Here is a 22,541-nt window from a genome sequence, read left to right as displayed (position 1 = left end):
GGGCGCTGCGCTACTCGATGGCTGTGAACCGCAGGGTGATCGTCCGCGCCTCTGGCCGCAGGATGAAGTCCGGCCAGACATCGGGCCCACACGCCCGCGATCCGAGCCCGTGCTGCGCAGCGTCGAGGTAGAGGTAGCTGGCCTCGCTCTCGGGTAGCTCGTACCGGTGGTTCGCGGCGTCCACCTGCTGCGCGGTGTGAGCGGCAAGAGTGAAGCCGATCCGCCGGCCCCTGGCATCCGGCACCGTATCGACCCGCAGCCAGTCCCCGCCGTCGCGTCCGAGCGTCAGCGCACGAAGATCACTCCGGTGTCCACTCTCCTGCGGCATCGCGTACGGAACAGTGAGCTCGTCGAGTGTCGCCGAGTATCGGCCAACGAGGGCCGCTCGCGTCGAGTCCGGGTACGACTCGCGCGGTCCAGCGCCGAACCAGGACGCCCGGTCAACGCTCGCGGGCAGGTCGAACCTCAGTCCGATGCGCGGCAGCACCATGTTCCAGCCGGCGCTCGGCACGATGTCGGCCCGCAGGGCGAGCTGGCCGTCCACGACGCGCCAGTCCTCCTCGACGATCACGGCGTTCCGCTGCTCGGCCGCGGAATACCGGGTCCGAATCCGGATGCCGTCGGCTCCCACGTCGACCCGCTCAACCCGTGCGGTGAGCCGGTCGAGGCCCGCCGCACGCCAGACCTCGGCGGACGACGGTGCGGGTGCCCCGTTTCCGTTCGCCAGTGTCGGGTCGGCGAGATCGTACGAGCCCCGTCCGTCGCCACGATCGTTGTCGGTCGGTGCCCGCCACAGTTCGAGGCGCGGGCCCGACACCGGAACGCCGGCGAGCGAGGCCAGTCGTCCATTCTCGAAGACCGCCGGCCCCAGGGCCAGGGAAGCCGGGATCAGGGAAGCCGGGATGCCGTCGGCACCGGCACCGGCACCGGCACCGGCATCGGCAGAGACGGAGGCCAGCGGTCGCACGCTGGTGCCGACGGAACCGTGCGGGGTGAGGTCGAGCTGTGCCGCCGAGATCCGGTGACCGGCCTCCGCCCAGGCTGTCGCCTCACGGAGCACCGCCTCGACCGTGAACCAGGTTTCGCCGGTCCCCAGCTCGACCGAGGGCAACGCGACGGTGGCCGACTCCCCCGCGGCGAGCGCCAGCCCTGTCGCACCAGCGACCTTGAGCTCCCCGGTCGAGACAGTCGTGCCGTCGTGCTCAGCGGTCCACCGGAACAGAACGTCGGCGGCATCCGTCGTGTGGCGCAGATTCGACACCACCACGACCCTGTCGCCGTTCCCGTCCACGTCGAAGCCCAGCCGGATCGGCGCGACGACCTGCTTGTATTCATAGAGCCCCGGGGTGGGCGTCGAGTCGGAGAGCACCATGCCGTCCATGACGAAGTTGCCGTCGTGGACCACCTCGCCGAAGTCACCGCCGTAGCCGAAGTACTCGGTGCCGTCGGCGGTGTGCGTGCGGATTCCGTGGTCTCGCCACTCCCAGACGAAGCCGCCGTGGAGCCTCGGGTACCGATCGACGAGATCCTCGTACTGGTCGATCGCGCCTGGTCCGTTCCCCATGGCGTGCACGTACTCACAGAGCAGGAACGGTTTCGTACGCTGTCTCGCGGATTCGGCGGCCGAGCACCCGAGCAACAGGTTGAACGAATCGTCCCGACCGATGGTTTCGGTCTCGGGCACCGAGGAATACATCCGGGAGTAAACGTCGGTGTATGACCCGGTGTAGTCGCCCTCGTAGTGGACCGGTCGGCTGGTGTCCCGCGCGTGGGTCCAGGCTGCCATCGCGGCGAGGTTCTGTCCGGTGCCCGCCTCGTTGCCGAGCGACCACATCACGATCGACGGGTGGTTCTTGTCCCGCTCGACAGTGCGTTCCATCCGATCGAGGTAAGCCTCTCGCCAGGTCGGGTCGTCGCTCGGGTTGTCGACCCAGCCGTGTGCCTCGAACCCGTGGGTCTCCAGGTCGCACTCGAGCACGACCCAGAACCCGAGCTCGTCGGCGAGGTCGAGCAGGCGCGGGTGGGGCGGATAGTGGCTCGTTCGGATGGCATTGACGTTGAACCGCTTCATGAGCGAGAGATCTTCGCGGGCGGAGTCCTCGTCGAACACCCGCCCGCGGTCGGGGTTGGTTTCGTGCCGGTTCATGCCGTGGAACACGACACGGCGCCCGTTCACGAGGAAGCGGTCGCCGACGATCTCAACGGTGCGGAAGCCGACGCGCAGCGACACCGTCTCGGCCGAATTGGACACTGTTGCGTCGTAGAGCGTTGGGCTCTCCGCCGACCACGGTTCGACGGCGTCGATGGAAACGGATGCCACGGCGTCGGCCGACGGCCAGGTCACGTCGACGTCGAGGGCGGGGATTCTCAGCGTCACCGGATACGCGTCGGGTGACGCGGTGATCTCCGCGGAAACGGTCCCGGCGCCAGTGCCGGCGGCATCACCGTCGTACGCGGCGCGCAGCCAGACGTCGTCGATGCCTCCGGCCGGACGCGCCTGAAGAGTCACGTCCCGGAAGATCCCGGGCAGCCACCACTGGTCCTGGTCTTCGAGGTAGCTCGCGGCCGACCACTGGGAGACCCTGACCACAATGAGGTTGGTGCCCGTTCGTACGACCGGGGTGACGTCGAACTCCTGGGCCAGCCTCGAACCGACGCCGACCCCGACCTCGGCCCCGTTGACCCAGACGCGGTAGTGCGACTCCACGCCGTCGAAGCGCAGCACCACCCGGGCGGCGTCGCTCCAGGACTCGGCGAGCTCAAAGGTGCGACGGTAGTCCCCCGTCGGGTTGTCATCCGGCACGTGCGGGGGCTCCACCGGGAACGGGTACTGCACGTTCGTGTAGATCGGCAGCCCGTACTTACCGTCGCCCTGCAGGACCCAGTGTGACGGCACCGTGAGGGTGTCCCAGCCCGAGTCGTCGAACTCCTCGGTCGCAACGTCGGTGTCCGCTTCGCCATCGGGCAGCACTCCAGCGGCGCCCGGTGTTCCCGGAGTGCCTGCCAGCAGGCGGAACCGCCACTGTCCGTTCAGCGACTGCGACGCGGCATCCGAATTCAACCAGGACCGTGCTGGCAATCGTCGTCCGGATCCCGGGCCTTTCGAGGTGAGTGTGAAATTGTCTGCTGTGGAGCTGGATGTCACGACTTGACTGATCCTTCGGTGAGGCCGCCGCGCCAGAAGCGCTGCAACACGATCATGGCGATGCCGAGCGGAATGATCGACAACAGAACTCCGCCGGTGGTGAGTTCATAGAACTCTGGCAGCCTATCGACCTGGCTCAACCAACTGTTGAGTCCGAGGGTGATCGGGTAGAGATCGGAGTCAGAAAGCATCACAAGGGGCAGGAAGTAGTTGTTCCAGATGCCGACCAGCTGGAACAGAAATACCGTGACGAGCGCCGGGGTGAGGATTCTCAGTCCGATGGTGTGGAAGATCCGGATCTCGCCGGCCCCGTCGATGCGGGCGGCCTCGACGAGTGATGAATCGACGGTGGCCTGGGCGTAGATGCGGCACAGGAACAGCCCGAACGGTGAAACGAGTGACGGAAGCAGCACGCTCCAGTAGGTGTTGGCGATGCCCATCTGGCTGAACAGCAGAAAGAGCGGGAGTGCCGTCGCCGTCCCGGGCACGAGCACGCCTCCGAGGATGGTGCCGAAGATGAGGTCACGGCCCTTGAACTCGTATTTCGCGAGCGCATACCCTCCCGCGGCCGCAAAGTAGGTCGCGAGGAGCGCGCCGACCCCGGCGTAGAGCACCGAGTTGCCGAACCAGCGCACGAAGATACCGCCGTCGTAGCTCAGCACCTGGCCGAGGTTCTCCCACAGGGCGAACGTCGGGGCGAACCAGAACCCGTAGGTGGAGAACAGGTCCTCCGTCGACTTCGTGGCAGCGACGACGACCCAGTACACCGGAATGAGGAAGTACAGCGCGACGACAGTGAGGATCCCCGTGACGATGATCGACGATGATCGCCTCGAACGCGTCCGTCGCTTTTTCGCCGCGGTGTTCGCGTCGGTTGCTGACGATGAAACGGATGCCTGTCCGGTCTGACGTGTCGTCGTTGTGGTCATGATGATTTCCGATTCGTCAGCTTCAGGAAAGCAAAGGAGAGTGCGAATGCCACGACGGCGATGAGCACAGCCTGGGCAGCGGCGACGTTGTAGTCGTTGTAGGCGAACGCCGTCGTGTACGCGCTGAGGTTCGGCGTGTACTGGCTGTCGATGGCCGGCGAGACCGACTGCAGCACCTGGGCTTCCGCGAACAGCTGCAGGGTGCCGATGATGGAGAACACGGCGGTGAGCAGCAGCGCCGGCCGAATGAGCGGGAGCTGGATGCTCGTTGCGACCCGGAGCGTCGACGCGCCGTCCACTTTTGCCGCTTCATACAGTTCGACCGGGATCGCTTTGAGCTGAGCCACGATGATGAGCATGTTGTATCCGGTGTAGCTCCAGGTCACGATATTCGCGATCGACCAGAGCACGGTGCTGGCACCGAGGAAGTTGGGCGTCAGGCCGAACAGTCCGGCGATGTCGAACAGCGGAGAGAGCCCCGGGACGTAGAGGAACGACCACAGGATGGTCGCGATCACACCGGGAACGCCATACGGCAGGAAATAGGCGGCGCGGAAGAACCCGGGCCACTTCGCTGAGGCCGACTCGAGCATGAGCGCAAGAATGGTGCACAGGGCGATCATGATGGGAACCTGCACAATGCCGAAGAGCAGCATCCGCCCGATCGATGCGACGAAGTTGCCGTCGGCGAGCGCCTGCGCGTAGTTGCTGAACCAGGCGAACTCGGTGGTCACCCCCTCTTCACCGAACAGCCCCCTGCGCGTGACCCTCGTAAAGCTCGACCCGATCGCCACCAGGATCGGGAGAATGAAGGTGAGCAGGAAAAGCGCCAGGAACGGCGCCAGGAGCAGCCATGGGGCCCGGGTCGTTGCCGCGACCCTCGCCCTCTGCTTTGCCGGTGCACTGCGGGTTGCCGGTCGAGCGGTTGTCGACGTCACGACTCCTCCTTGCGGATACGGAGGCCCTTGTTCTCGAAGGACTTCATCACGAGCCTCTCGGATGTCGCGAGAGAGTCGACGAGCGTGGTTCCCGATGCTTTCTTCCGGAAGCCGTCGCTCAGGATGTTGAAGGTCTGCTGCGTTGTGGGCCACCACGACCAGTCGGCGTTCTGCTGGAGGGTCGCGGGGACGAAGACTTCCTCGTTGTAGCGCTGGCCGCTGAAGAATTCGGATGGCTGTTCCCGTTTCGCGCCGATCACGTCTGGCGCCGGCGACCAGCCGATGCCGCTGTTGTCGATCATGGCGTCGATGCCCTCCTGCGAGGTGGTCATCCACACCGCAAACTCGAGGGCTTCCTTCGGGTGGGCGCTGTTGGCAAAGACGGCCGCGGTGGAGCCGCCCAGGTAGCTCGACCCGAAGCCTGAGTCGCCCCAGGTCGGCATGGGTGCCGCCATCCATTTCCCCGCGCCGTTGCTCACGCCCTCGATGATGGCGTCGCCCCAGCTGCCGGTGACGACGGATGCCATCTCGCCGTTGGCCGCTGCGGCGAACCAGGCGGGCGAGTACGCCGCATAGCCGCTCTCAACGAGGTCCTCGTCGATCGCGCCGTCGAAGAACCGCGCGACCTGCAGGGTGGATTCGTCGGTCATGTTGATCACCCACCCGTCGTCCTCGGCCCTCAGCCAGCTCGCACCGGCCTGGGTGGCCAGCGCCGCAAAGAAGGATGCGTCAGCGAGTGGGAAGCAGTCGATGTACGCGCCAGCGCCGCGAAGCTCTCGCGCGAGCCCGAGCCAGTCGTCCCAGGTCGACGGCGGAGATCCACCTACCCTGGCAAACACCTCGGGCTGGTAGAACATCGCCATGGGACCTGAGTCCTGCGGGATGCCATAGACACCGTCCACGTAACTCACCTGGCTCCAGAGCGTCTTGTCATAGAGATCCGCGTGGTCGTCGGCTCCGTACCGTGACAGGTCCACCAGCCCGTTCACGAGCATGAACTCGGGAATGGATCGGAGTTCCACCTGTCCGATGTCCGGCCCGCCGCCCGCGGCGAGCGCCGCGTAGAGCTGCTGGTATCCGCCGTCGTTTCCGCCGGGGATCCAGACGGCCTCGACCTGCACGTCGGGGTGCGAGGCGTTCCACACGTCGGCAACCTTCTGGAGGTCCTTGAGCCAGGCCCAGTAGGTCAGGGTGATCTTTTCGCCGCCGCCGGCAGCGGCAATCACCGGTTGGGAGTTGACCGACGTGGTCCCGGGTGTGGCGCACCCGGTGAGCATGGCGAGCGCTGCTGAGCTGAGTCCAGCGCCGAGCAATTGGCGCCTTGAGAGTGGTGTCATGTGCATTCACTTCGTTGTGATGGCCGGTACACGCGGCTGGTCGCCTCCCCGCAAATGGGTGACATGACGCTAACACAGCACCGGCCGGATGACGAGAGTCTGCCGAACGTGAATGGACGAGACGCGCTCCAGCGCAGCGCGGTGGGAGGCTGTAGCGCCGGGCTTAACGAACGGCAGGGCCACGGTTTCCCGTGGCCCTGCGGTTGTGTTTCGGTTACGAACTACTCGGAGATGCGCTCGTAGGTGTTGTCTTCGAGGTACTGGAAGACGCCGATCGTTGCCTCGGTCGGGTCACCGTTCTCGTCGAACGTGACCGGGCCGGAGTTTCCGTCGTAGTCGATCGTCTCGCCATCGTTGAGCAGCTCAGCACACTCGCTGAACGACGTGCACGTGGTACCGTCACCGGAACCACCAGAGACCTCCTGGAGTTTCCCTGCGATGTCCTCGCCGTCGGTGGAGCCCGCCGCCATCGCGGCCAGCGCCAGAAGGACGACGGCGTCGTAGGATTCAGCCGCGTAGCTGTAGTCCTTCAGCTCCTCGTTGCCCTCGCCCTGCCAGAACTCCTGCAGGCGGTCGGTGAAGTCACCGAGGGACTCGGTGTCGAGACCCGGCAGCGTACCCTTGGCGCCCGTGAGGGTACCTGCAGGGAAATCGGCTGAGTAGTCGGCGAGGTTGCCGTCGACGAAGTACAGCTTGTCGGACGGGAACCCGGCGAGCGCGGGAACGATCGTCTTGGTCTCCTCGAACGCGATCAGGGCGATTGCGTCGGGGTTTGCCGCCTTCAGTGCGCTGACCTGAGCGTCGAAGGAGGTGTCGCCCGTGTTGTACGACTGCTGTTCGACGACTTCGCCGCCCGCGTTCTCGAACGCCTCTGTCGTGAATTCGGCGAGGCCGGTCCCGTACGAGTCGTTGAGGTAGAGAATGCCGAGGGTTTCGTTGCCGTCTTCAGCGATCAGGTTTCCGAGGACCTCACCCTGCAGCACGTCACTCGGGGCAGTTCGCCAGAACAGCCCGTTGTCGTCCCACGTTGTGAAGTCCGCAGAGGTGTTGGCCGGCGAGAACTGAATCACGCCTTCGCCCGTCACCTGGTCGATGAAGAGCTTGGTCACACCACTGGCGGCTGCGCCAATGATCGCCGAGACGCCCTCCTGAAGAAGTCGCGGCACCTCGGTTGCGTATGCCTTGTTGTCGGTGTCTCCGGAGTCACCGTAGACAACGTCGATCTCGATCCCGAGGTCGGCGTCGTTGATCTCCTTGGCCGCGAGGCCGACTCCTGCTTCCTCGGGCGGGCCGAGGAAGGCGAGGTTGCCTGTCTGCGGCAGCTGCGTTCCGATCTTGAGTGTCAGGTCGCCTGCTGGCTGGTCTGAGTCACCTTCGCCGCCACCTGGGCTGCTGCAACCGGTGAGGACCAGCGCGCTGGCTCCGAGGATTGCGAGAGAACCCAGTGTGATCGTGCGGGTGCGTGAGCGGGAGGCCGTAGCCCGGGTGAAGACGCCCATGTTGCTCCTATGCTGTGTCGTGTATCCAACCGACAGCGCTAAATACTGTCGTGATGCCAACATATTCGAGCAATCGTCACCGAACAATACGTGGGCGTTACATACGTGTAACGGCGACGCAATCGTTACAGTTCAGCGGCATCAGAGCTGTTCTGGCGCTTCAGACGCAGCTTTATTGCGCCGCCGGAGCGATCCGCGCGCACTGATGACCGTGTCCGCCGTCAGGACGACGAGAGCAATCCAGACCAGAATGAACCCGATCCACCGCTCCACCGGCATGGCCTCGTGGAGTACGAGCACCCCGACGAGGAACTGAATCACGGGGGCGAAGAACTGGATGAAGCCCATGTAGATGAGCGGAAGCCGACGCGACGCAGCGGCGAAGAAGAGCAGGGGCACCGCCGTGATCACACCGGTACCGACGAGCAGCACCGTATGAAAGACACTGACCTGTCCGATGGTCAGTCCGGCGGTGGAGCCGACGACGATGAGTTGGACGACGGCGAGGGGCGTGAGCCACGCTGTCTCGAGGGTGAGCCCCGAGACGGCGTCGACGGTCCCCCCGACCCGCTTCTTGATGTAGCCGTAGAGCCCGAAGGAAAAGGCGAGGATCAGGGCAATCCACGGAACGCCGTGCGCGCCGATCGCGAGCACGAGCACCGCGGCAATGCTGATGCCGACCGAGATCCACTGCACGACGCGAAGCTTCTCGCGCAGAAAGAACACGCCGAGAAAAACAGTGACGATGGGATTGATGAAGTAACCGAGCGCCGTCTCGACGACCTGCCCGTTCAGCACTCCGTAGACGTACGTCTGCCAGTTGACGAAGATGAGGACGCCAGCGAGACCGAGGGTGAAAGACACCCGGGGATTCCTGGCGAGCTGGAGAAAGGGAGCCCACCCGCGCGTCACCGTCAGGAGGAACATGCAGAACACCAGCGAGAAGATCACGCGGGCCGCGACAAGCTCGAACGGGCCCGTCGGCGCGAGCAGGAGGAAGTACAGCGGAAGAACGCCCCACAGCGTGTATGCGGTCACGGCGAAAATGAGGCCGGGGCGGCTCAGCGGGGCGTCGGGAGAAGCCACTGCGCCGGTGGCCGCCGCTTCGGGGCCCGCACCGCCTGTCGGACCTGCATTGCCTGTCGGAGCTGCATTGCCTGTCGGGCCTGCACTATTGGCCGGAACCGGCTCTGGGGTCATCTGCACCCATCGATGCTACTCCGCACCTGCGGGGCAACCGCCTGTTAAGACGAAGAAGCCCGGACAGTGAGTCACCGTCCGGGCTTCAGTTCGTTTGAGTTATCGAACCACAACCGCGAGCACGTCGCGAGCCGAGAGGACCAGGTAGTCCTGGCCGTCGAACTTGACCTCGGTTCCGCCGTACTTGGAGTAGATCACCTTGTCGCCGACGGCGACGTCGAGCGGTACTCGGTTGCCGTTGTCGTCGATGCGGCCGGGGCCGACAGCCTCGACGACGCCTTCCTGCGGCTTCTCCTTGGCGGTGTCAGGAATGACGAGACCTGAAGCAGTGGTCTGCTCTGCCTCGACCTGCTTGATGACGATGCGATCCTCGAGCGGCTTGATGCTGACCGACACGGTTGACCTCTTTCTAAACTAAGACTTGAGTTAGCACCCTCACATCGAGAGTGCTAATGCCAGTGTAGGGATACGTTGGCACTCTCGCAACGTGAGTGCCAACGTAGGGCGAGCGCACAGCATCCGGGTTGATAAGTTTGCACGATGGAGAGAGCCGAACTCGTTGAACTACTGACGCCGGATGGGCTCACCCTCATCGACCAGGTCGGGGGGTCGGATGCCGACACCGACCCGGTTGGGACCGTGTCACGACTGCGCGCGGAAGGCCACTCGCCCGCGCTCGTCGCGGCCGTGCTGACGCAGGTCAGGCTCCGGCGGAAGGCTGTTGGGAAGTTCGGCGAGTTCGCGTCGCGGATGCTCTTCACCGAGGCTGGCCTCGAACAGGCCACCCGGTTGCGCGTCGCCGCACTCCACGCCGGCCGATTCAGCTCGGCGGGACTCACCCGGATTGCTGACCTCGGCTGCGGGATCGGGGGCGACGCCATGGCGATGGCCGCGATGGACCTCGAGGTTACCGCCGTCGACGCCGACGAAGTGACCGCGACAGTCGCCAGCTACAACCTCGCCCCCTTCCCCACCGCCGATGTGAGGCACGCGAAGGCGGAGGACATCGACACGAGCGCATTCGACGGGCTCTATTTCGATCCGGCCAGACGCACCGCCGGGCACTCGAACACCACTCGGCTGACCCGGCCGGAGGATTACAGCCCGTCGCTCGATTTGGTCTTCGGGCGTGCCGCAACGCAGCCCGTCGGTGTCAAACTCGGCCCAGGGTTCGACAGATCACTCATTCCCGACGACGCTGAAGCCCAATGGGTCAGCGTCGATGGGCAGGTCGTCGAGCTCGGCCTGTGGTTCGGCGCCCTCGCCCGCGATGGGGTGCGCCGGTCAGCGCTCGTCCTCGACTCGGCGGGAACCCACGAACTGACCGCTCCCGCCGACAGTGAGGATGTCGCCGTGCGTGAGCCCGGCGAATTTCTCTTCGAACCGGACGGCGCGGTCATCCGGGCGAGGCTTATCGGCGACGTTGCGCGCGAGATCGGTGCGGGGATGCTCAGCCCCGGCATTGCCTATCTCACGGGCGACACCGAGGCCCGGACCCCGTTCGCCACGGCGTTCCGCGTGATCGAGAGGTTCCCGCTCGATGAGCGGACACTGAAGCGGGAGCTCGCGAGGCGCGATATCGGGACGCTCGAGGTGAAAAAGCGAGGCGCAGACATCGATCCGGCGGTCTTCCGCAAGCGGATGGCGCTCCGCGGCAGCAAGAGCGCGACGATTGTGCTCACCCGCGTGAACGGCAAGCACGCCGCGCTCCTCTGCGAGCGGATCCCCCGGAACTGACCTGCGGCACAGTCGCTCCAGAAAGTTGACGAAGACCCGCCCGACCCGCAACCCCTCGACACTGTGAGGCGTCCCGTGGTTCTCTGGGATCACACAATGGATCTCACCCAGAAGGAGCGCTCATGACAACTGTCAACGCCGATATCGACGTTCACGTCCCCGTGTCAACCGCATACAACCAGTGGACTCAGTTTGAATCTTTCCCGCAGTTCCTGAGCGGCGTCGACGACGTGACTCAGACGAGCGACACCCAGACCCACTGGAAAGTGTCGATTGCCGGCATCAAACGCGAATTCGACGCTGAGATCACCGAGCAGATCCCCGACACCCGCATCGCGTGGACGAGCACAGACGGCGAAGATCACGCCGGTGTCGTTTCGTTCCACCGCTTGAGCGCGGATGAGACGCGAATCTCGCTGCGGCTCGACTGGTCACCGCAGGGCATCCTCGAGCACGCCGGAGCGCTGCTCCAGGTCGACGACATCCAGATCGGTCACGACCTCAAGAAGTTCAAGAAGCTCATCGAGTCGAACGGCTTCGAGACCGGAGCCTGGCGCGGCGAGGTCGACCGCTCCCCCGACGCAACCGGTCGCTGATGTAGCGCACCCGTCGGCGGTTGACCGCCCGTCGGGCCGACGCCGCAGGCCGGCTGGGCTACCCGTGTGAAACGGGAGTGTCCCAGCCGGTCTGTGGCGTTTTGCATGTCCCGCGGAACACGTACTGCGACGGCAGCTTGCGTTCGTGGCTCGTCCAGTCGATAGCGGGGCGGCGCTGTTCCGTCGGCACATAGCCGAGGCGGTAGACAGCCATGAGTTCGAGGGAATCGGGCACCTCGAGCAGGTTCTCGATCTTCGCCCACATGCCCGGGACTTCCATCGGGAACGAGACGAACTGGATCCCCATGCCGAGTTCGACAGTGGTCAGCCAGACGTTTTCCATCGCAGCACCCATGCTGAACACTGAATAGAACGAGCTCAGCTCGCCAGGGCGATACTCCGAGCGGTCAAGCATCACGCCGATGAGCAACGGTGAGCCGGCAACGAGCTTGCGGTTCTCTTCACCGAGCTTCTGCGGAACACGCATCGCATTCATGAGCTTCTGGCCACGCTTGGTGAACACCTGTGTGGTGAACGGCCGCAACGCAGCGGGAAGCTTGTCGAACAGCATCCCGTCGCGTCTTTCGGCCATTTCGCTCGCGCTGAAGCGGAAATACGGCTTGTAGCGCTCGAAGAAAGTGCCGTTCGACATCGCCTCGGTCATGCTGTCGCCACTGATTCTCGCAATGGTGTCGATCGTGTCCGGGTCATCGACAATCACGAATCGCCACGGCTGGCTGTTCAACTGCGAGGGGGCGCGACCGGCCACTTCCATCAGCAGACGCTGGTGTTCCTCACTGACCCTGTCCGGCAGGAACGGGCCGTTCGTTGTCTTCCGCCGGCGAACCACATCGAGAAACTCCACGCCTACCTCCAGGCCTTGATCACACTGAGTACGAAAAACGGTGCTGCAGAAAGCGCTGTCCGCACGTGCCTGGGCGACCGTGCGCTCGCCCGCGGTATCACCGCAAGGGGGATCGCCGCTGGCAGGAGAAACAGTCCTGCCCGGTTGCGGCTCCACAGCAGGGAACTGACCGCGATCACGCTCGTTGTCACTGTCGTGATGTAGAGAGCGTGATGAATCCAGCGAAAGTTGCCCGTGTGCACACGGCCTGCCGCAACGCCGGCACCGAGCGCACAGTTGGCCGCGTAGCTGGACGCGGCGACGGTGAAAAGCACCGGTGGAACCCGTTGGGACATGAACCTATCCCGCTGTCGTGGCCGCAATGGTGATCACGCTGTACGCAAGCCAGCCCAGGGAAAGAAGAAGCCCGACCACGCCCGTCACTATGGCGGCGAGGGATCGGCCAGGGGTGTCGACTTCCTTCTTCCGCGCGACGAGGCCGAGGACTATCGCGGCTATCGACAGGGGAAGCGTCCAGCCGAAAATGATGCCGCCGATAACGCCGATGATTCCGAGGATGAGACCGATCAGGCCCATCTTGGGCTTGGGCGGCGCTGCGGGCTTCGGGGACGTGGGGTACTGCGGCTGACCGGAATAACCGGGCGCACCCGCGTACCCCTGCTGACCGGGATACGGCGCAGTCGGTGACCCGTATGCCTGCTGTACCGGCGCCTGCCCCTGAGGGGACGGGACGAATGGCGGCGCATAGCCCGCTGGCGTGAACGCCTGAGGATTGCCGGGCTGAGGGTTGCCAGGCTGAGGCGGCCAGGGAGCCTGCGGCTGACCGGGATTGTGAGGCTGAACGGGATACTGCGCCTGACCGGGGTACTGGGCGGACGCGGGGTACTGGGCCTGACCGGGGTACTGGGCGGATGCCGGGTACTGGGGCGACGCGGGGTACTGGGCGGATGCCGGGTGCTGCTGCTGCTGCTGCTGCTGCTGCTGCTGCTGGCCAGAATACTGCTGACCGTGCGGAGCCTGTGGCTGTAGACCCTGCGGTTGCTGGGCCTGTGACTGTTGGGCCTGCGGCTGTTGGGCCTGAGACTGCTGGCCCTGCGCGTGCTGGGGCTGCTGCTGACCCGGATATGGAACCCCGTACGGTGCCGGGGCACCGGCAGCCGGTGCCGCAACGGGCTGCACCTGCGGGAACGGGTTGACCGGTGGCGCTCCCGCGGAACGGTACGGCGTGGCTGGCGAGGACGGGTGCTGGACCCCACCCGGCTCCGACGTCCGCGGTCGCTCCTGGGGAGCAGCGGTAGCGAGCGGGAAGGGCGAGGATGGCGCGCCCGGCCCCGGTTTTTCGGGTTCGGTCGGCAGTGGCGGCCCCGGCTCGACGGGAGCCGGCACCGTGGGCTCCACGGGTGTCGGCACAGCCGGTTCGGCGGGTCGGGGGGCGACCGGCTCGGAGGGAGTCGGTGCAGCCGGTTCGGTGGGCGACGGCGTCGGTTCACTCGGCGACGGCGGAGTCGGTTGAGCCGGGATCGATGGCACGTTCGGCTCCGGAGTTGTCGGCGGCACCGGTGGCGCCGGGGGAACTCCGTCGGGGCCGTGAGGATCTGACATGGGCGTCTCCTTCGTCGCGCGGTGCTAGTGCACCTGGATATCCGTCACAGGAAGTGTTGAATCTGCCGAGAAGTCGAGTGTAGAGGGTGCGTGGCCCGCCATGATGAGCTGCGCGCCCAGTTCGGCGATCATCGCGCCGTTGTCCGTGCACAGGGACAGCGGTGGGATGCGGAGAGCCACTCCCGCCGCGGCAGACCGTTCCGCGGCGAGCGCCCGGACCCGGGCGTTCGCGACGACTCCGCCACCGAGCAGCAACCGCGGCACACCATAGTCGGCGCAGGCAGCGAGCGCCTTGGTGATGAGCACATCCGCGACCGCCTCCCGGAAGCCGGCGGCGACATCCGCTACTGGCACCTCGAGTCCGGCATCCTGCTTCTGCTCCACCCAGCGCGCAACCGCGGTTTTGAGACCGGAGAACGAGAAGTCGTACCGATGCTTCTCCATGTCTTTGGGCCGGCTGAGTCCGCGCGGGAACCTGATGGCGTTCGGGTCTCCGGCCGCTGCGACCCTGTCGATCTGGGGGCCACCGGGGTACGGGAGCCCAAGAATACGAGCAACCTTGTCGAAAGCTTCTCCTGCGGCATCATCGATCGTCTCACCGAGCAGCTCGACGTCGCTCACGAGATCGCGCACGAGAAGAAGGGAGGTGTGCCCACCGGAAACCAGCAGGGCGATCGTCGGATACTCGAATGGAGTTCCGGAATCGTCCAGGATGTCGGCACCGACGTGCCCGACGAGGTGGTTGACCGCGTAGAGAGGTTTGTCCAGCGCGACCGCGAGCGCCTTGGCCGCGCCGACGCCGACCATGAGGGCACCCGACAGCCCTGGGCCGCTCGTTACGGCGATGGCGTCGAGGTCATCGAGGGAGATAGTGGCCTCGGCGACAGCGTGGCGGATGGCGGGAACGAGTTCCTCGAGGTGCGCCCGTGCCGCTACCTCGGGAACGACGCCGCCGTACCTCGCGTGCTCGTCCATCGAGGACGCTATGGTGTTGCTCAGCAGCCTCGTCCCCCGCACGATACCGATTCCGGTTTCGTCGCAGGACGTCTCGATCCCCAGAACGAGCGGGTTGGTGCGGTTCATCAGGTCCTCGTTCACTGCGCGCCCACCGCGAGCCCTGGAACGCGGGGCTGAAGGACGAGCTTCATCACAATGGCGTCGACATTGTCCGGCTGGTAGTAGCCGGGCCGCACGGCGATCGCCTCAAACCCGAGGTCGAGGTACAGCGCTTGGGCCGCCGGGTTGTCCTCCCGCACCTCGAGGAACACCTGCCGCGCGCCGCGCTTTCGCGCCTCGCTGAGCAGGGCGCGAACGAGGATGCGGCCGAGTCCCATGCGGCGGACCTCTGCGGCAACAGCGATCGTCTGGATATCGGCGTCGGCGGCGCCCGGTGGGACCATCAGTCCCGCGTAGCCCTCGACGATCTCGGGGGCGCCGACCGGTGTCGCGACGATGTAGTACGTGTTTGCGCTCGCGAGTTCCGAGCGGAGAAGTTCGGCCGACCAGGCATCGGACCCGAAGGTCGACTGCTCGATCGCCAGGATATGCGCGAGGTCCGCGACGGTGGCGCGCCGAATCTGCCAGGTCATGCCGTCACCCGTTTTCCGCCGAGCGACGGTTTCGCGTCCGGCGAGCGCAGGTAGAGCGCCTCGTCCGCGGCGAACGAGCCACCTGTCGAGTAGAGCAGTTCCCCGAGCATGCCGAGTGAACCTGCAGACACCGTCGTTGCGTCGAGCCGCTGAAGATCGCTGTGGCCCAGGTCGTCGGGTTTGGCCAGCCCTGGACCATCCACCCGGGCAGGCGCTCCGTGTTCGTCGACGCCGGAGTATGCCGACCAGTACAGCTCGCGTCTCCTGGCATCGGTGACCACGAGCAACCCGCCGGTGTTGCCGGAGCGGTACCAGTCGAAGGCTATGGCGTCGTGGCTGACGAGAGGGACGAGCGGCTTATCTGCCGCGAGTGCGAACACGCGGGCCGCAGCGATGCCGATTCGAAGCCCGGTGAACGGGCCTGGGCCCATCCCGCAGACGACACCGGAGAGAGCGGATGCGTCGACACCGGCCTCCTGCATGACCTCACGGAGCAGCGAACCCACCACTTCGGCGTGGCTCATCGTGTCGCCTGTGGTCCGCTCGGCGAGAACACCGCCGTCGCGATCGACCACAGCGACGCTGGTTCCCGTGGATGAATCTATGGCGAGGAGCACGGATCAAGCCTACGCGGTCACCGGCGGCTCAGAGATCGTGATGCGGACCCGGCGAGGCTCGTCGGTCTCGTCCACGTCGGCACCGTCGGCGTCGGCCTCGTTCACGCCAGCCTCGTGCTCGAGAGCTGACACGTCTTTGCCGCCACCGGAATCCGCCTGTATTCCATTCGAAGAATGCACCTGCTGGCCCGCCCCCGTCGGACGCTCGATCTCCACGTCGAGCCACCGTGAGGCGATGCCGTCGAGCATGCCGCGCCCCCACTCGACGATGACGACGCTGCCCGCGAAGTCGATGTCGAGGTCGTCGAGTTCAACGGCGCTTGACAGCCGGTAGGCATCCACGTGAACGAGCGGTGGACCATCCGACAGGCTCGGGTGGGTGCGCGCCAGCACGAACGTGGGACTCGTCACCGGTCCTCGAACGCCGAGTCCCTCACCGATCCCGCGGGTGAGCGTCGTCTTTCCAGCGCCGAGCGGGCCGGTGAGCACGAGGAGATCCCCCGCTCGGAGGGACCGGCCGAGGCTGATCCCCAGTTCGTGCATGTCGTCGGCCGTCGCGACGACGGAGTCGAACGGGAGCTCGATCATGATCCGGCACCGTAGACGCGGTGCACCCTGGCTCCGATGCGCGTGACGATTTCGTAGTTGATCGTCCCCGCTACCGTCGCCCAGTCCGTCGCGCTCGGCGCGCCGGTGGCGGGGTCACCAAAGATCACCACATCGTCTCCGGTCGACACAGCGGCGTCACCAACGGCGACAACGAACTGATCCATAGCGATCCTGCCCGCGATCTGGTGCACTCCCCCGCCGATCAGAACACGACCGGCGTTGGATGCCTGGCGAGGGATGCCGTCGCCGTAGCCGAGCGGGACAAGGGCGAGGGTCGTCTCTTCCGGAGCGCGGTAGGTATAGCTGTACGAGACGCCCTTTCCCGCCGGTACCCGCCGGATGGCGGCAACCGACGCTCGAAGGGTCATCGCGGGGATGAGTCCGAGGTCGCTGGATTCGGCATCGTCGAATGGCGAGAGTCCGTAGAGCCCGAGACCGATGCGCACCGTGTTGAAGCGCGTCTCCGGCAGCCGGATCGCCGCAGCGGTGGCAGCGAGGTGCACGAGCTCCGGACGGAGTCCGTGTTGTGTTGCCAGCCGGACACCCGCGTCGAATTCCCTGGCCGCCTGGCGATCGTCATCGTCGGAGGCGTTGGAGAGGTGCGAGAAAATGCCGCGCACGTGAATCCGTCCGCTGCGCTCGAGTTCGGCGGCGCGGGAGAATGCGCGCGCCCAGTCGGAAGCGTCGAGTCCATTGCGGGACAGACCGGTGTCCAGCTTGAGGTGGATTTCGATGGGCGCGTCGCCAGCGGCATCCGCTACCTTCTCCAACTGGTCGATCGAGGAGACGCCGACGTCGATGCCGCGGTGCCCTGCAGCCGTGAATTCAGTGTCGGGGCCGTGCAGCCAGCACAGGACCGGCGCCGTGATTCCGGCGTCCCTGAGTTCGAGCGCCTCGACGAGGTCTGCCGTTCCCAGCCAGTCTGCGCCGCCGGCGAGGGCGGCGCGCGCCGCTTGCACCGCGCCGTGGCCGTAGCCGTCCGCCTTGACGACCGCGATGATGTGGTCCGTCCCGACGACACCAGCCAGGTGACGGATGTTGTGCGTCATGGCATCCGTGTCGATCACTGCTTCACGGAACCCGATCATGCCTTCTCTTCTTTCTGCGGGGCCTGTGCCTCGGTACCCGACTGCGACCGGTCTGGGTCGTTTCGCTCGGCAATGACGAATGCAATCGCCGCTCCGGCATCGTGGCTCATCGAGAGGTGAAGCCGATCGATGCCGCGGGCTTCGATCACCTTCGCTGTCTCGCCGGTGATCTCGAAGCCGGGGTCGCCCTCATCACTGTTCGACACAACGATGTCGAGCCAGCGCACGCCGTCGGAACTGCCCAGCGCCTTGATCAGTGCTTCCTTCGCGGCAAACCGGCCGGCGAGTGAGCGCAACGGTCGCGACCGTTCGCTCTCAGCGAACAGGCGCTCACGCAGGCGAGGCGTGCGGTCGACAGCACGTTCGAAGCGGGCAAGGTCGACCAGGTCGACCCCGATACCGACGATCACGCTGCTCCCTTCGCTTGCCTTCCGTCGTGCACCCGCGGAGGGGTGCGGCGGCTGCTACTCGACGGTCACCGACTTGGCGAGGTTGCGCGGCTGGTCGACGTCGAGTCCCTTCGCGATCGCCAGTTCCATCGCGAAGATCTGCAGCGGGATGACGGCGAGCAACGGCTCGAAGAGTGGCGCGGCCAGCGGAATCCGGATGACCGTGTCGGCAAAGGGAAGAACCGCTGCGTCGCCCTCTTCAGCGATCGCGATGATCCGCGCTCCGCGGGCCCGGATCTCCTGGATGTTGGAAACCACTTTGGAGTGCAGCATCGCGGAGCCACGGGGGCTCGGCACAACGACGAACACGGGCTGGCCCGGTTCGATCAGGGCGATGGGACCGTGCTTGAGCTCACCGGCGGCGAACCCTTCGGCGTGGATGTAGGCGAGCTCCTTGAGCTTGAGGGCGCCCTCGAGAGCGATCGGGTACCCGACGTGGCGGCCCAGGAACAGCACTGCCCGGGAGTCACTCATCCAGTGCGCCAGCTGCTCGACGACACTGCTCTCGTCGAGGATCGTGGCGATCTTCGCCGGAACGGCGAGGAGCTCTGCCGACTGCTCGGCGAGAACGTCTGCGGGCTGAGCGCCACGGACGCGGGCGAGGTGGAGTGCAAAGAGGTAAAGCGCGGTGATCTGGGCGACGAACGCCTTGGTCGACGCGACAGCAACCTCGGGGCCGGCGTGGGTGTACACGACGGCGTCGGACTCGCGAGGGATCGTTGCTCCCTGCGTGTTGCAGATCGAGAGCGTCTTGGCGCCCTTCTCGCTGGCGTACTTCACGGCCATGAGGGTGTCCATGGTCTCACCGGACTGGCTGATCGAGACGACCAGTGTCTGCGGGGTGATGACCGGCTCGCGGTAGCGGAACTCGTGGCTGAGCTCGACATCGACCGGGATTCCGGCCCACTTCTCGAGCGCGTATTTGGCGGTCTGGCCCGCGTAAGCGGCGGTTCCGCAGGCGATGACGACGATGCGGTTGATGTCGACGAAGAGTTCATCGAGACCGTTGAGCTCGGGGATGACGACCTGGCCGTCTGCATCGATGCGGCCGCGCAGGGTGTTGGCGACGGCATCCGGTTCTTCGGAAATCTCCTTGGCCATGAAGCTCGGCCAGCCGCCCTTGTCTGCTGCGCTGGCGTCCCACTGGATCTCGAAGGGCTCGACCTCGACGGGAGCACCGAAGAAGTCGGTGACCTCGACCTTGTCCGGCGTGATGGAGACGATCTGGTCCTGGCCGATGGCGAGGGCGTTCCTGGTGTATTCAACGAATGCGGCGACGTCCGAAGCGAGGAAGTTCTCACCATCGCCGAGCCCGATCACGAGCGGCGAGTTGCGGCGTGCGCCGACGACGATGCCCGGCTCGTTTTCGTGCACAGCGAGGAGCGTGAAAGCGCCATCGAGCCGTGCCACGACGTTCTGGAATGCCTCGCGGAGGTCCTGCGTCTTGCGGTACTCACGACCGAGCAGCACAGCGGCGACCTCGGAGTCCGTGTCGCTCTCGAAAGTGAAGCCTTCGTCGAGCAGTTCCTGCTTGAGCGGGGAGAAGTTTTCGATGATGCCGTTGTGGATGAGCGCGAGCTTGCCGTCGTCACCGAGGTGCGGGTGCGCGTTCTGGTCGGTCGGTGCCCCGTGCGTCGCCCAGCGGGTGTGGCCGATGCCTGTACGGCTGACTTCGATGGCTCCCGACTTGAGGTCGTCTGCGAGAACAGCAAGCTTGCCCGCCCGCTTCCGCGTGCGGAGAACACCGTTCTCGTCGATGACGGCGACGCCTGCGGAGTCGTAACCGCGATACTCGAGCCGACTCAGTCCTCCGACAAGTACATCGATGCTGTCATTTCCGCCTACGTATCCCACGATTCCACACATGGGGTCAAGAATAGCCGCAATAGACTGGGAGCCTTATGTCTGACCACGGAGACGGCCATCACAATGGCACCCAGAGCACGCCGTTCGTTGAAATCGACAGGTCGGACTGGGCACGACTCGCCCCGAACACACCGTCGCCACTGACCGACGCGGAGGTTGTGCAGCTTCGGGGCCTCGGCGACCGACTGGACATGACCGAGGTGGCGGAGGTGTATCTGCCGATCAGCCGGCTGCTGAGCCTGTACGTCGCCGCGGCGAAGCGGTTGCACGATTCGACCATGTCGTTCCTCGGCGAAACCACTGACCGCACCCCGTTCGTGATCGGTGTGGCCGGGTCTGTCGCGGTCGGCAAGTCCACCGTCGCCCGGCTCCTGCGGGAACTCATGGCCCGCTGGCCGGACACCCCGCGTGTCGAACTCATCACGACCGACGGGTTTCTCTACCCGAACTCCGAACTCGAACGTCGCGGCATCATGGGCCGCAAGGGGTTTCCAGAGGCGTACGACCGCCGGGCGCTGCTCCGCTTCGTGAGCGCGGTCAAGAGCGGGGCGCCGGAGGTGCGTGCGCCGTTCTACTCCCACCTTAAGTACGACATAGTTCCTGACGCGCAGGTTGTGGTTAGACGCCCGGATGTGCTCATCGTCGAGGGCCTCAATGTCCTTCAGCCCGCGGGGAACGGGCACCGGCTGACGGTTGCTGACCTCTTCGACTTCAGTATCTTCGTCGACGCCCGCACGAGCGATATCGCCACCTGGTACGAGGAACGCTTCATGGCACTGCAGCGCGGCGCCTTCACCAACCCCAACTCGTACTTCAACGTGTACGCGGATCTTACCGAGGATGAAGCGCGCGAACGGGCACGCTACTTCTGGCGTGAGGTCAACGAGCCAAACCTCATTGACAACATCCGCCCGACCAAAGCACGAGCCAAACTCGTCCTGCGAAAGGCGTCAGACCACAAGGTCAGCTCGGTTCTCCTCCGCAAGGTGTGAGAGCGCTGCGGCAGGCAGGACGCCGGCATAACCAGGCGCGCTGAACGCGGAGCCTGAGGGGTCGCACACTCGCGTCCTGGTGAACGGTGGGTAAGGGGCGACCCTAGACCGCGAGCCGTACCCGGACCACGTCCGCGATCTGGTGAGCCAGGCGGTCGGCGGTCAGCTGGTCAGCAGCCTCGACCATCACGCGAACCAGCTGTTCGGTTCCGCTTGGACGCAACAGCACCCGACCGGTATCACCCAGCTCGGTTTCGGCGGCGCGGACGACGTCAGCGAGCACCTCATCCTTGTGGATGCCCTCGCGATCCACGTCCCGCACGTTCACGAGAATCTGTGGGTAGACGGTCATCACGCTCGCGAGCTCTGCAGCGGTCTTGCCGGTTCGGGCCATCTCAGCCGCCAGGTGAAGTCCGGTGAGGATGCCGTCGCCTGTCGTCGCGAACTCACTCATGATGACGTGCCCGGACTGTTCACCACCGAGCGCGAATTTGCCGCCGTCCATCGCCTCGAGGACGTAACGGTCGCCGACCTTGGTGTGCACCATCGAGATACCGTGCTGCTCCATGGCCATGCGCAGCCCGAGGTTGCTCATCACCGTGGCGACGAGCGTGTTGTCGGTCAGCCGGCCGCGTTCCTTCATGGAAACGGCCAGGATCGCCATGATCTGGTCTCCGTCGATGACCTTGCCGTTCGCGTCGACGGCGAGGCAGCGGTCAGCATCGCCGTCGTGGGCGATACCGATGTCGGCACCGTGCTCGAGCACAGCTTCGGCCAGCAGGTCGAGGTGAGTCGAGCCGACGCCATCGTTGATGTTCATACCGTCGGGATCGTTTCCGATGACGGTGACCCGGGCGCCCGCATCGCGGAACACCTCGGGTGACACTCCGGCAGCTGCGCCGTGCGCACAGTCGAGGACCACGTGGATCCCATCGAGCCTGTGGGGCAAACTGCCGAGCAGGTGCAGGACGTAACGGTCTTCCGCGTCGGCGAAGCGGCGGATGCGACCGACGTCGGCGCCGGTGGGAGCCCAGTTGGGTTCGTCGAGGTGCTCTTCAATGCGCGTCTCGACGGCGTCGGGAAGCTTGGTGCCTCCGCGAGCGAAGATTTTGATTCCGTTGTCTGGCGCCGGGTTGTGGCTCGCCGAGATCATGACGCCGAAGTCGGCGTCGATGTCTGCGATCAGGAACGCGGCGGCTGGGGTCGGAATAACCCCGGCGTCGAGGACGTCGACGCCGCTCGAAGCCAATCCTGCGGCAACGGCCGCCGACAGGAACTCTCCGGAGATACGGGGGTCGCGTGCGAGCACGGCGACGGGCCTTTTACCTTCAGCACGACGGGCCTCAGCACTTCGGCCCTGCCCAAGCACCACAGCGGTGGCTTGGGCAAGGCCGAGAGCGAGGTCTGCCGTCAGGTCCTTGTTCGCGAGGCCGCGAACACCATCAGTACCAAACAGGCGAGGCATAGAAAGCAGTCCTGATCC

At 65.6% G+C, this 22,541-nt stretch carries 21 protein-coding genes; 3 read left to right on the top strand and 18 right to left on the bottom strand.

Going from position 1 to position 22,541, the window contains the following annotated elements; all coding sequences use genetic code 11:
* Positions 1 to 10: 10 nt before the first annotated feature.
* The 7 genes from AC1C2N_RS13720 to groES form a co-directional block, all read right to left on the bottom strand.
* Positions 11 to 3,145 carry a glycoside hydrolase family 2 TIM barrel-domain containing protein gene (locus AC1C2N_RS13720; RefSeq protein WP_495434287.1) on the bottom strand — a complete coding sequence of 1,045 codons (3,135 nt, stop codon included), beginning with the start codon at positions 3,143 to 3,145 and terminating at the stop codon, positions 11 to 13.
* Complete coding sequence (locus AC1C2N_RS13715; RefSeq protein WP_483404851.1) at positions 3,142 to 4,074, bottom strand: carbohydrate ABC transporter permease; 933 nt, start codon at positions 4,072 to 4,074, stop codon at positions 3,142 to 3,144. The genes AC1C2N_RS13720 and AC1C2N_RS13715 overlap by 4 nt, the downstream gene beginning before the upstream one ends.
* Positions 4,071 to 5,012, bottom strand: a complete 942-nt coding sequence (locus AC1C2N_RS13710; RefSeq protein ID WP_483404852.1) for a carbohydrate ABC transporter permease — start codon at positions 5,010 to 5,012, stop codon at positions 4,071 to 4,073. Before AC1C2N_RS13710 ends, AC1C2N_RS13715 begins: the two co-directional genes overlap by 4 nt.
* Positions 5,009 to 6,349: an ABC transporter substrate-binding protein gene (locus tag AC1C2N_RS13705; RefSeq protein WP_495434286.1), complete on the bottom strand. Its 1,341-nt coding sequence runs from the start codon at positions 6,347 to 6,349 to the stop codon at positions 5,009 to 5,011. Before AC1C2N_RS13705 ends, AC1C2N_RS13710 begins: the two co-directional genes overlap by 4 nt.
* Positions 6,350 to 6,570: 221 nt before the next feature.
* On the bottom strand, positions 6,571 to 7,848 hold the full coding sequence (locus AC1C2N_RS13700) for an ABC transporter substrate-binding protein (RefSeq protein ID WP_483404854.1): 1,278 nt from the start codon (positions 7,846 to 7,848) through the stop codon (positions 6,571 to 6,573).
* 141 nt (positions 7,849 to 7,989) lie between these two features.
* The gene (gene rarD, locus AC1C2N_RS13695; protein WP_495434488.1) at positions 7,990 to 9,048 is read right to left on the bottom strand and encodes an EamA family transporter RarD; all 1,059 of its coding nucleotides are present in this window, start codon (positions 9,046 to 9,048) and stop codon (positions 7,990 to 7,992) included.
* A gap of 99 nt (positions 9,049 to 9,147) precedes the next feature.
* Entirely contained in the window at positions 9,148 to 9,444 is a 297-nt protein-coding gene (gene groES, locus AC1C2N_RS13690; protein WP_108391728.1) for a co-chaperone GroES, read from the bottom strand.
* Between the two features lie 144 nt (positions 9,445 to 9,588).
* On the opposite strand from groES, the gene AC1C2N_RS13685 reads away from it, so the two are divergent.
* On the top strand, positions 9,589 to 10,785 hold the full coding sequence (locus AC1C2N_RS13685) for a class I SAM-dependent methyltransferase (RefSeq protein WP_495434285.1): 1,197 nt from the start codon (positions 9,589 to 9,591) through the stop codon (positions 10,783 to 10,785).
* 122 nt (positions 10,786 to 10,907) lie between these two features.
* Positions 10,908 to 11,381, top strand: a complete 474-nt coding sequence (locus tag AC1C2N_RS13680) for an SRPBCC family protein (protein WP_483404856.1) — start codon at positions 10,908 to 10,910, stop codon at positions 11,379 to 11,381.
* Positions 11,382 to 11,439: 58 nt separating this feature from the next.
* Here AC1C2N_RS13680 and AC1C2N_RS13675 read toward each other — a convergent pair whose 3' ends face one another.
* Genes AC1C2N_RS13675 through glmS form a run of 10 tightly spaced genes read right to left on the bottom strand, consistent with a single transcriptional unit; the run spans position 11,440 to position 20,066 of the window.
* On the bottom strand, positions 11,440 to 12,246 hold the full coding sequence (locus AC1C2N_RS13675; RefSeq protein WP_495434284.1) for a nitroreductase family protein: 807 nt from the start codon (positions 12,244 to 12,246) through the stop codon (positions 11,440 to 11,442).
* 2 nt (positions 12,247 to 12,248) lie between these two features.
* Positions 12,249 to 12,581, bottom strand: a complete 333-nt coding sequence (locus tag AC1C2N_RS13670; RefSeq protein ID WP_495434283.1) for a hypothetical protein — start codon at positions 12,579 to 12,581, stop codon at positions 12,249 to 12,251.
* Between the two features lie 4 nt (positions 12,582 to 12,585).
* Entirely contained in the window at positions 12,586 to 13,848 is a 1,263-nt protein-coding gene (locus AC1C2N_RS13665; protein ID WP_495434282.1) for a DUF4190 domain-containing protein, read from the bottom strand.
* Between the two features lie 24 nt (positions 13,849 to 13,872).
* Positions 13,873 to 14,931, bottom strand: a complete 1,059-nt coding sequence (gene tsaD / locus AC1C2N_RS13660; protein ID WP_495434281.1) for a tRNA (adenosine(37)-N6)-threonylcarbamoyltransferase complex transferase subunit TsaD — start codon at positions 14,929 to 14,931, stop codon at positions 13,873 to 13,875.
* Positions 14,932 to 14,942: 11 nt separating this feature from the next.
* Positions 14,943 to 15,437 (bottom strand): ribosomal protein S18-alanine N-acetyltransferase, encoded by a 495-nt coding sequence (gene rimI / locus AC1C2N_RS13655; protein WP_495434280.1) that lies wholly within the window; start codon positions 15,435 to 15,437, stop codon positions 14,943 to 14,945.
* Positions 15,434 to 16,054, bottom strand: a complete 621-nt coding sequence (tsaB, locus tag AC1C2N_RS13650; RefSeq protein ID WP_483404862.1) for a tRNA (adenosine(37)-N6)-threonylcarbamoyltransferase complex dimerization subunit type 1 TsaB — start codon at positions 16,052 to 16,054, stop codon at positions 15,434 to 15,436. Before tsaB ends, rimI begins: the two co-directional genes overlap by 4 nt.
* A 9-nt stretch (positions 16,055 to 16,063) precedes the next feature.
* Positions 16,064 to 16,642 (bottom strand): tRNA (adenosine(37)-N6)-threonylcarbamoyltransferase complex ATPase subunit type 1 TsaE, encoded by a 579-nt coding sequence (gene tsaE / locus AC1C2N_RS13645; protein WP_495434279.1) that lies wholly within the window; start codon positions 16,640 to 16,642, stop codon positions 16,064 to 16,066.
* Positions 16,639 to 17,751 (bottom strand): alanine racemase, encoded by a 1,113-nt coding sequence (alr, locus tag AC1C2N_RS13640; protein WP_495434278.1) that lies wholly within the window; start codon positions 17,749 to 17,751, stop codon positions 16,639 to 16,641. Before alr ends, tsaE begins: the two co-directional genes overlap by 4 nt.
* Positions 17,748 to 18,161 (bottom strand): holo-ACP synthase, encoded by a 414-nt coding sequence (locus AC1C2N_RS13635; RefSeq protein WP_495434277.1) that lies wholly within the window; start codon positions 18,159 to 18,161, stop codon positions 17,748 to 17,750. Before AC1C2N_RS13635 ends, alr begins: the two co-directional genes overlap by 4 nt.
* 54 nt (positions 18,162 to 18,215) lie before the next feature.
* Positions 18,216 to 20,066, bottom strand: a complete 1,851-nt coding sequence (gene glmS / locus AC1C2N_RS13630) for a glutamine--fructose-6-phosphate transaminase (isomerizing) (protein WP_495434276.1) — start codon at positions 20,064 to 20,066, stop codon at positions 18,216 to 18,218.
* 35 nt (positions 20,067 to 20,101) lie between these two features.
* Between glmS and coaA the strand changes: the two genes are divergently transcribed.
* Positions 20,102 to 21,058 carry a type I pantothenate kinase gene (coaA, locus tag AC1C2N_RS13625; RefSeq protein ID WP_495434275.1) on the top strand — a complete coding sequence of 319 codons (957 nt, stop codon included), beginning with the start codon at positions 20,102 to 20,104 and terminating at the stop codon, positions 21,056 to 21,058.
* Between the two features lie 103 nt (positions 21,059 to 21,161).
* On the opposite strand, the gene glmM is transcribed toward coaA, so the two are convergent.
* A complete protein-coding gene (gene glmM, locus AC1C2N_RS13620) occupies positions 21,162 to 22,523 on the bottom strand; it encodes a phosphoglucosamine mutase (RefSeq protein WP_483404867.1) in 1,362 nt (453 codons plus the stop codon).
* Positions 22,524 to 22,541: the final 18 nt, after the last annotated feature.

Source organism: Mycetocola sp. Y791 (assembly GCF_059445325.1).
The sequence above is the reverse complement of the archived record's forward strand: the minus strand, read 5'-3'. Positions and strand labels throughout refer to the sequence as shown.

Bases quoted from the DNA above. Each gene is read 5' to 3' on its own strand.
- AC1C2N_RS13715 (WP_483404851.1), bottom strand. From the start codon at position 4,074: ATGACCACAACGACGACACGTCAGACCGGACAGGCATCCGTTTCATCG.
- AC1C2N_RS13705 (WP_495434286.1), bottom strand. From the start codon at position 6,349: ATGACACCACTCTCAAGGCGCCAATTGCTCGGCGCTGGACTCAGCTCA.
- AC1C2N_RS13700 (WP_483404854.1), bottom strand. From the start codon at position 7,848: ATGGGCGTCTTCACCCGGGCTACGGCCTCCCGCTCACGCACCCGCACG.
- rarD (WP_495434488.1), bottom strand. From the start codon at position 9,048: ATGACCCCAGAGCCGGTTCCGGCCAATAGTGCAGGCCCGACAGGCAAT.
- AC1C2N_RS13685 (WP_495434285.1), top strand. From the start codon at position 9,589: ATGGAGAGAGCCGAACTCGTTGAACTACTGACGCCGGATGGGCTCACC.
- AC1C2N_RS13680 (WP_483404856.1), top strand. From the start codon at position 10,908: ATGACAACTGTCAACGCCGATATCGACGTTCACGTCCCCGTGTCAACC.
- AC1C2N_RS13670 (WP_495434283.1), bottom strand. From the start codon at position 12,581: ATGTCCCAACGGGTTCCACCGGTGCTTTTCACCGTCGCCGCGTCCAGC.
- AC1C2N_RS13665 (WP_495434282.1), bottom strand. From the start codon at position 13,848: ATGTCAGATCCTCACGGCCCCGACGGAGTTCCCCCGGCGCCACCGGTG.
- tsaD (WP_495434281.1), bottom strand. From the start codon at position 14,931: ATGAACCGCACCAACCCGCTCGTTCTGGGGATCGAGACGTCCTGCGAC.
- rimI (WP_495434280.1), bottom strand. From the start codon at position 15,437: ATGACCTGGCAGATTCGGCGCGCCACCGTCGCGGACCTCGCGCATATC.
- tsaE (WP_495434279.1), bottom strand. From the start codon at position 16,642: ATGATCGAGCTCCCGTTCGACTCCGTCGTCGCGACGGCCGACGACATG.
- alr (WP_495434278.1), bottom strand. From the start codon at position 17,751: ATGATCGGGTTCCGTGAAGCAGTGATCGACACGGATGCCATGACGCAC.
- glmS (WP_495434276.1), bottom strand. From the start codon at position 20,066: ATGTGTGGAATCGTGGGATACGTAGGCGGAAATGACAGCATCGATGTA.
- coaA (WP_495434275.1), top strand. From the start codon at position 20,102: ATGTCTGACCACGGAGACGGCCATCACAATGGCACCCAGAGCACGCCG.
- glmM (WP_483404867.1), bottom strand. From the start codon at position 22,523: ATGCCTCGCCTGTTTGGTACTGATGGTGTTCGCGGCCTCGCGAACAAG.